At 69.5% G+C, this 6,808-nt stretch carries 6 protein-coding genes and 4 pseudogenes; 7 read left to right on the forward strand and 3 right to left on the reverse strand.

Annotation, left to right across the window (positions count from 1 at the left end):
• The 5 genes and pseudogenes from AB0447_RS36165 to AB0447_RS36185 all read left to right on the forward strand — a co-directional run.
• A partial coding sequence (locus tag AB0447_RS36165; RefSeq protein ID WP_366481212.1) for an IS5 family transposase occupies positions 1-453 on the forward strand: 453 nt, incomplete at its 5' end.
• Positions 454-567: 114 nt separating this feature from the next.
• A pseudogene (locus tag AB0447_RS36170) lies at positions 568-687 on the forward strand (transcriptional regulator); the annotation flags it as partial.
• Positions 688-894: 207 nt separating this feature from the next.
• Complete coding sequence (locus AB0447_RS36175; protein ID WP_366481213.1) at positions 895-2,541, forward strand: penicillin-binding transpeptidase domain-containing protein; 1,647 nt, start codon at positions 895-897, stop codon at positions 2,539-2,541.
• Positions 2,542-2,675: 134 nt separating this feature from the next.
• Positions 2,676-2,876 (forward strand): DUF2191 domain-containing protein, encoded by a 201-nt coding sequence (locus AB0447_RS36180; RefSeq protein ID WP_366481216.1) that lies wholly within the window; start codon positions 2,676-2,678, stop codon positions 2,874-2,876.
• 157 nt (positions 2,877-3,033) lie between these two features.
• Positions 3,034-3,408 (forward strand): annotated as a pseudogene (locus AB0447_RS36185) (YbaK/EbsC family protein); the annotation flags it as partial.
• A gap of 334 nt (positions 3,409-3,742) precedes the next feature.
• Here AB0447_RS36185 and AB0447_RS36190 read toward each other — a convergent pair.
• The 3 genes and pseudogenes from AB0447_RS36190 to AB0447_RS36200 all read right to left on the reverse strand — a co-directional run bounded on the left by AB0447_RS36190 (position 3,743) and on the right by AB0447_RS36200 (position 5,884).
• Positions 3,743-3,868: a hypothetical protein gene (locus AB0447_RS36190; RefSeq protein WP_366481214.1), complete on the reverse strand. Its 126-nt coding sequence runs from the start codon at positions 3,866-3,868 to the stop codon at positions 3,743-3,745.
• A 301-nt stretch (positions 3,869-4,169) separates the two neighbouring features.
• Positions 4,170-4,664, reverse strand: a complete 495-nt coding sequence (locus AB0447_RS36195) for a GNAT family N-acetyltransferase (RefSeq protein ID WP_266992142.1) — start codon at positions 4,662-4,664, stop codon at positions 4,170-4,172.
• A 216-nt stretch (positions 4,665-4,880) separates the two neighbouring features.
• Positions 4,881-5,884 (reverse strand): annotated as a pseudogene (locus tag AB0447_RS36200) (IS5 family transposase).
• A gap of 171 nt (positions 5,885-6,055) precedes the next feature.
• On the opposite strand from AB0447_RS36200, the gene AB0447_RS36205 reads away from it, so the two are divergent.
• Entirely contained in the window at positions 6,056-6,400 is a 345-nt protein-coding gene (locus AB0447_RS36205) for a hypothetical protein (protein ID WP_366481215.1), read from the forward strand.
• Between the two features lie 294 nt (positions 6,401-6,694).
• A pseudogene (locus AB0447_RS36210) lies at positions 6,695-6,808 on the forward strand (IS5/IS1182 family transposase); the annotation flags it as partial.

Consider the following 6,808-nt stretch of genomic DNA (forward strand, 5'->3'; position numbering starts at 1 on the left):
ACCACGAAGATCCACCTCGCGACTGACGGCCGCTGCCGGCCCCTCGCCTTCGTTCTCACGCCGGAACAGGCCGGTGACGCGCCCGCATTCAAGCAGGTCATGGCCCGGTTACGGGTGCCCCAACGGACTGGCCGACCCAGGGTCACACCGGACGTGGTCCTGGCGGACAAGGCGTATTCGTCCCGGGCGATCCGCCGTCATCTGCGGCGGCGCGGGATCCGGGCGGTGATCCCGCAGCCCGCCGACCAGGCCGCCAACCGCAAACGGCTCGGAAGCCGCGGCGGACGTCCGCCGGCCTTCGACCGCGAGGCCTACAAGCAGCGCAACACCGTCGAACGCTGCATCAACAAGCTCAAGCAGTGGCGCGGCCTGGCCACCCGCTACGACAAGACCGCCACCATCTACCTCGCCGGCCTCCACCTCGCCGCCATCTTCATCTGGTCAGCGAGGTGATCCGAAAGAAACGGCCTAGAGGTCACCGCCGCCCAGGTCGGCTACTGGGCGGCCCGGGACGCCGACCAGGACACCACCGACGAACAGGCCGCCGCAGGCCTCGGCCTGACCCCCTGGCACCAGGCGCTGGACGACTTCCCCATGGTGCAGTCGGGGCGTGCGGACGAGCGGGTCCGGGCCGTGTTCGGTCTGCTGCGTCCGCACCGGAAGAACGCCGCCGCCCGGGAGCTGTAGGGGCGGGCGCGGACGGTCGCTTCGCAGCTTGAGTCCGTGTAAGGCACAAATTGTGTGCGTTCCGGTCGGGTAACGATCGGTTCTGGCGGCTCAGGGGTGACATACGGCCCCGTAGAGTGCATACGTATCTATGTCTTGAACATGTTCAAGCGAACATCGTTCGTACGCCGGGTCGTCCGTACGGGGCTCTTGGGGAGGGACTGCACCATGCGCAGCGGAGTGAAGACCGCCTTCGTCGGCGGCGTGTTCGTCCTGGTGGCGGGCGGGGTGGGGTTCGCGGGCTACGAGATGCTGGGCGGGGACTCGGACGATGCGGGCCTCGGTGGCGCGGACGCCGCGCCGCTGAACGCGTCCGGATCCGGGGAGGTTACGGCCGAGGAGATCGAGCGGACATCGCGGGACTTCCTGGCGGCGTGGGCCCGCGGGGACGCGGACGCGGCGGGGACGCTGACCGACGACCCGGCGGCGGCCGCGGAGGCGCTGCGCGGCTTCCGGGAGACCGGGCATGTGGAGAACGCCGTGGTCACGCCGGGCGCGGCGAGCGGCGCCACGGTGCCGTACACGGTGAAGGCGACCATCAGTTTTGAGGGGCACGAGAAGGAGCTGGCGTACGCCTCGGAGCTGACCGTGGTGCGGGGCAAGAGCAGTGGGCGGGCGCTGGTGGACTGGCGGCCGACGGTGCTGCACCCGAAGCTGATCGAGGGCGCGACCCTGCGGACCGGTGAGGCGAAGAGGGGCTCGATCCAGGCGGTGGACCGCGAGGGCCGGGAGCTGACCGCCGAGAAGTACCCGTCGCTGGCCCCCGTGCTGGACACCCTGCGTACCCGGTACGCGGACGGGGCCGCAGGCGAGCCCGGCGTCGAGACCTGGATCGAGCCGGCCGACGCCGACGCGCCGAACCGGACGCTGCTCACCCTCGCCAAGGGAAAGACCAAGAAGGTCCAGACGACGCTGGACGCCGACGTACAGGCCGCCGCCGAGCGGGCGGTGAAGAAGTACGACCGGGCCTCGGTGGTCGCCGTCCGGCCCAGCACCGGCGAGATCAGCGCGGTCGCCAACAGCCCGGCCGGCGGGTTCAACGTGGCGATGGAGGGGGCGCAGGCCCCCGGCTCCACGATGAAGGTCGTGACCGCGGCGATGATGCTGGAGCACGGCCTGGTCGGCGGACCGACCTCCCCGGTCGAGTGTCCGAAGGAGGTGACCTGGTCGGGCCGGACCTTCCACAACAACAAGAACTTCTCCATCGCGAACGGCACCTTCCGGGACAGCTTCCGCCGCTCCTGCAACACCTTCTTCATGAAGGCGCTGGGCCCGCTGAACGCCAAGGGCGTGGAGGACACCGCCCTGAGCCAGACGGCCCGCAAGTACTTCGGCCTGGGCGGGGTGTGGTCCATCGGGATCGTCTCCACCGACGCCGGCATCCCGGTCTCGAAGGGCCCCGAGACGGCCGCCTCCTACATCGGCCAGGGCAAGGTCACCATGAACGCCCTCAGCGTCGCCTCCCTCTCGGCGACCGTGAAAAACGGCGCGTTCCGCCAGCCGGTGATCGTGCCCAGGGAGATGATCAAGGGCGAGCTGACCACCGCCCAGCCGCTGCCCGGGAACATGGCCGCCACCCTGCGCAGCGTGATGGGCGCCGCCGCGACCGACGGCACCGCCGCCAAGGCGATGTCCGCGGTCAGCGGCGACAAGGGAGCCAAGACCGGGTCGGCCGAGGTCGATGGGCAGAGCGACTCCAACAGCTGGTTCACCGGCTACGCGGACGACCTGGCCGCCGGCTCGGTCGTCCAGTCCGGCGGCTACGGCAGCGGGCCGGCGGGCGACGTCGTCGCGTCCGTGCTGAACGCACGGTAGGGCGGAGACGGTCCGGTCGACAGCGCGGAGACGGCCGGACGGGCCGAGGCGCACGACACGGCGGCGGAGGCTGTCGACGCCGTGGCCAGTCTCGTTCCAGTACGTCCACACGGGGCCGACCGAGGGGGACAGCCATAACCAAGGTCAGTGTCAACCTGGACGCGGAGCTGGTGGTGGAGGCGATGGTGCTCGCCGGCATCGGGTCTCCTCAGGACGCTGTCGAGGCGGTCGTCCGCGACTACATCGCCCGCGGCCATCGCACCGAGGCGCGGGCCGACTCGGCCGCGCGCAGCCCGCACGCGGCGGACGCGCCCCCGTCGGAGCCGCAGGGCTGAGCGCCGGCGGGCGGCCCGTGGGAACGTGGTTCGCGTGGCCGGGAGGGCTGACGTTAGCGTGCGGGATATGAGCGACATCGACCCCGTGAACGGAAACGGAACCCGGACTTGAACCGACGACGACGCAGGCGCCGCGCATCCGCGGTTCGCGGAGGCACTGGGGGCGCTGGGGCTGGCGGACGTGGGGGTGGTCCGGTTCCCGGACTCCACGCGTACCGCCGCGGAGGCGGCCGCGGCGGTGGGCTGCGACGTCTCCGAGATCGTCAAGTCCCTGGTGTTCGCGGTGGACGGGGAGCCGGTGCTGGTCCTCATGGACGGCTCCTCGCGGATGGACACCGATCGGGTGCGCCAAGAGCTCGGCGCCACCGCCGTGATCAGAGCTGACGCGGCGCTGGTACGAGAGGCCACCGGGTACGCCATCGGCGGCGTCTCGCCCTTCGGGCACCGCACGCGCACCCGGATGCTGGCCGACCACGCGCTGCTCGCCCGCCCGGTGGTGTGGGCCGCGGCCGGCACCCCGTACTCGGTGTTCCACCGACCTGGAGGGGGTCTGTCAATCAGATTCTCGGTGTCCATGCCCCCACCGACCCGGCCGCCCACGTACGGTTCACGGCCGACACCTGGCGGCGCCCCGCCCCGAAGCCGAGCCCACACCGGGGCCGCTTCCACATCGTCCGACAGGACAGCACCCACGAGACGCAGGCGGTCCTGATGACGGACGCCGACGTCTTCAACTGGCTCACCGACCCGGACGGCGTCGAGAGCTGACCCCAGGCCGGACACACCACGGGCCCCGGGGGATCAGCCATGACATCCCCGGGGCCCGGTACGGGTTGGCGCTGTCCAACGACCGTGCGGCCCCGGCGTTACGTTGCGGCCAGCTCCGGCACTTCGAGAGCTTCGGCCACCCTGCGGGCCATCGCGGCCACCTGCGGCGGCAGATAGCTGTCCAGCGAGTCGACGTCCTCGCACAGCCGCGCCCTCAGCGTCAAGGAACGCTGGCCCCAGCTCGCCCGCGTCCAGGTGCGCTTCCGCTCAGGATTCACCTACGTGGCGGGGGAACTGCCGGGCGAGGAGGAACCGCTGCCGCTATGCCGCCTGCGCTTCACCGGCGTCCTGCACACCTGGGGCTTCGCCCTCTACCTCGCCAGCCGAGGCAGGACGAGGACAATTTCCTGCCCACCGGACTACCCTTCGGCTCACCCGAAGACGCCCTGGACCGCGCCTGCGGCTTCTACCTCGGCGACCCGACGCCCTGATCAACACCCCTCCACGAACTAACGCGAAGGAGGACTACCGCGCATCAAAGGCAACCCATGTGTTCCCCGGCAGCTCGGGCTTCCCAGGCACCGGTCGCCGCTCCTCGGTCCAGGCCTCGCCCGCGACTTCGGAAGCGACGTGACGCCAGAAGCGTGCCGCGCCCGCGTTCTCCTCCTGAAAAGCGATCTCCCATCGGCCGGGGTGCGCGGCCAGGACGGCCTGCACCGCTCGCAACCCGAGGCCCGACCGGCGTGCCCCACGCACCACGAAGAAGCTGTTCAGCACGCGCGCATCGCTGTCCAGCGCGCGTACGAATGCAAAGCCGACCGGCCGGTCACCAGACCATACGAGATAAGCCGACCAGGTGGGATCGCCGATCGCCGACTCTAGCCACTCGCGGCGGTATGTTCCGTCCGGGTTCGGCAGGACGCCCCAGAACTCCGACAGGTCGTGCAGGAAAAGCGGCCAGAGTCGTTCCAGGACGTCGCGGTCCTCGGCGCCCGCTCTGCGGACAACAAAGTCTGCCATCTGATCCTCCTCGAGAACGCGAGAAGCCTTCCGGCAGACCGGAAGGCTTCGAACTATCGAGCGGACCCTATCGTGTCTACGACCTGGACACACAGCTCGCAGATCCAGGCCGCGCGGACGGTGTCTGCGTCGGCACCGTCACGTTCAGCCGACGTAGCGGACGCACGGAGGTTCACCTGCACCCTTCCACGAACTAGGGCCTGTGTGGTGTTGTGATCAGCCAGTCGTCGGCAGGAGGTCGTCGATCCAGATCATTGAGGCGCGGAGGTGGAGGCCGGCGAGGTAGCTCTGAGGGGTCTTGTCGTAGCGGGTGGCTATGCCTCGCCAGGCTTTCAGCTTGTTGATCAGGCGTTCGACGGTGTTCCGCTTCTTGTAGAGGTCGGCGTCGTGGCTGACGGGTCGGCCGCCCTTACTGCCTTTCCTCTTCCGGTTGGCGGCTTGGTCCCTCTTCTCCGGGATGACTGCCTTGATGTTGCGTTTGCGCAGGTAGGCGCGGTTGCCGCGCGACGAGTAGGCCTTGTCGGCGGCGGCCGCGTCGGGCCGGGTGCGGGGGCGGCCGACGGGCCCGCGGACCCGTACTTTCTCGAGCACGGGGATGAACTGCGGGCTGTCCGCGGCCTGTCCCGTGGTCAGGACGAACGCGAGCGGACGGCACTTCCGGTCCGCGGCGAGATGGACCTTGCTGGTCAGTCCGCCCCTGGACCTGCCGAGCAGGGCTTCCTTCGAGCGGAGTCTGCGCCGGCGCCGGACACGTCGCCGCTCTTCCCGCTCGGGGTCGTTTCCGTCGTCCTGCCCGTTCTGTTCCTCGCAGCCGCCCCTTTTTGCCGGGCCTGCTCCTGCTCACGCGCGGCTTCCTCCAAGGCGTCCATGACTTCGTTGCCGATATGCATCCCGGCGGCGTCGTGGTGGGCGCGTGCGGTCGTGGAGTCCACGCTGACCAGGGACAAGTCCGTCTCTCCCGTGCGGGCGGCCTCGGCGATCAGGCCATCCAGCAGCGTGGTGAAGACACCAGCATCCCGCCAGCCTCGGAAGCGGCCGTAGACCGTCGGCCAGGGGCCGAATTCGGAGGGCATCTCCCGCCACTGGGCGCCGGACCGGAACCGCCAGATCACCCCTTCGAACTGTTCCCGCAGTCTGTCGGGGTACGGGCCGAACCGGCCGATCGGAAGGGAGTGCTCAATGAACTTCCACTGCTCGTCGGTAAGTTGCCTACGCGTCACACGCAGCGTACTACCGGGTCCCGCCCCGGACGGGGACGGAACCCGAAGAATGATCACAACATCAGATAGGCCCTGACAATCTCATTCAAAGACTCGGCGACGGGGTGAGCCGTTCGCAGCCACGCGCGTGCCGTACCGGAGCAGCCCTGTTGCCTGCGCGAGCGTGGTGCCATGGTGATGTGGATCCGCGCGTATGACGAGGCCCAAGGCCTGTGGCAGTACTTCGAGAGTGATGAGGCGGGGTGGGTTCTTCGGCAAGTGGACTTGCGAGGCGATGACGGCACCCCGCTGACCGCCGCCTCCCTGGAGGAGGTTCTCCGGTTTCAGGAGCGCGCGGACATCGCCACGATGAGCCGGTACGAGCAGCGATACGGTCTCGTCGCCGAGGGCAGGCTCACGGGATGGGAGGAAACGTCGCTCGCCGGGGCGATCTCGGCCGAGGAGTTCGAGAGGGTGTGGCTGGACGCCCGGCGGACCCTGGGTGCCACCGCACCGCCCTCAGACACGGACAGGTGACCGACCGCCCCCGCGCCCCTCCCGGTGCAACGAGTAGACACGGGGGCTGCTTCGCCGGACTCCACTTACGCGCAGCGATCATCTGGATCCGCAGCCTTCGCCCCACATCGTGATCCCAACCAAAGACAGGCCCTAACGCGGCACAGCACTAGTCACCCGGACTTACCAGGCTCCATCGCGGCCGCGATCGGCGCTCTTGACGCCGGTAACTCAGCGCGGGACGGTCAGGTGCGCAACTAGGGCGTGTCTGTTTGGTGGGTTGGTCAGTTGATCGGATGTGTCTGCCCGATTAGTTGGGCCGTCGACGGCACGTGGGAGAGAATCCTGGCCGCCGTCCTCCCGACAGCGGACGCCGACGACGACATCGGCTGGACCGTCTCGGTCGGCTCCACCGTCGTCCGCGCCCAC

The organism is Streptomyces sp. NPDC051211 (assembly GCF_040689505.1).
Taxonomy (GTDB): Bacteria; Actinomycetota; Actinomycetes; order Streptomycetales; family Streptomycetaceae; genus Streptomyces.

What these genes read in the sequence shown, in the direction of transcription:
- AB0447_RS36175 (WP_366481213.1), top strand. Translation starts at nt 895, where the DNA reads ATGCGCAGCGGAGTGAAGACCGCCTTCGTCGGCGGCGTGTTCGTCCTG.
- AB0447_RS36205 (WP_366481215.1), top strand. Translation starts at nt 6,056, where the DNA reads ATGGTGATGTGGATCCGCGCGTATGACGAGGCCCAAGGCCTGTGGCAG.
- AB0447_RS36195 (WP_266992142.1), bottom strand. Translation starts at nt 4,664, where the DNA reads ATGGCAGACTTTGTTGTCCGCAGAGCGGGCGCCGAGGACCGCGACGTC.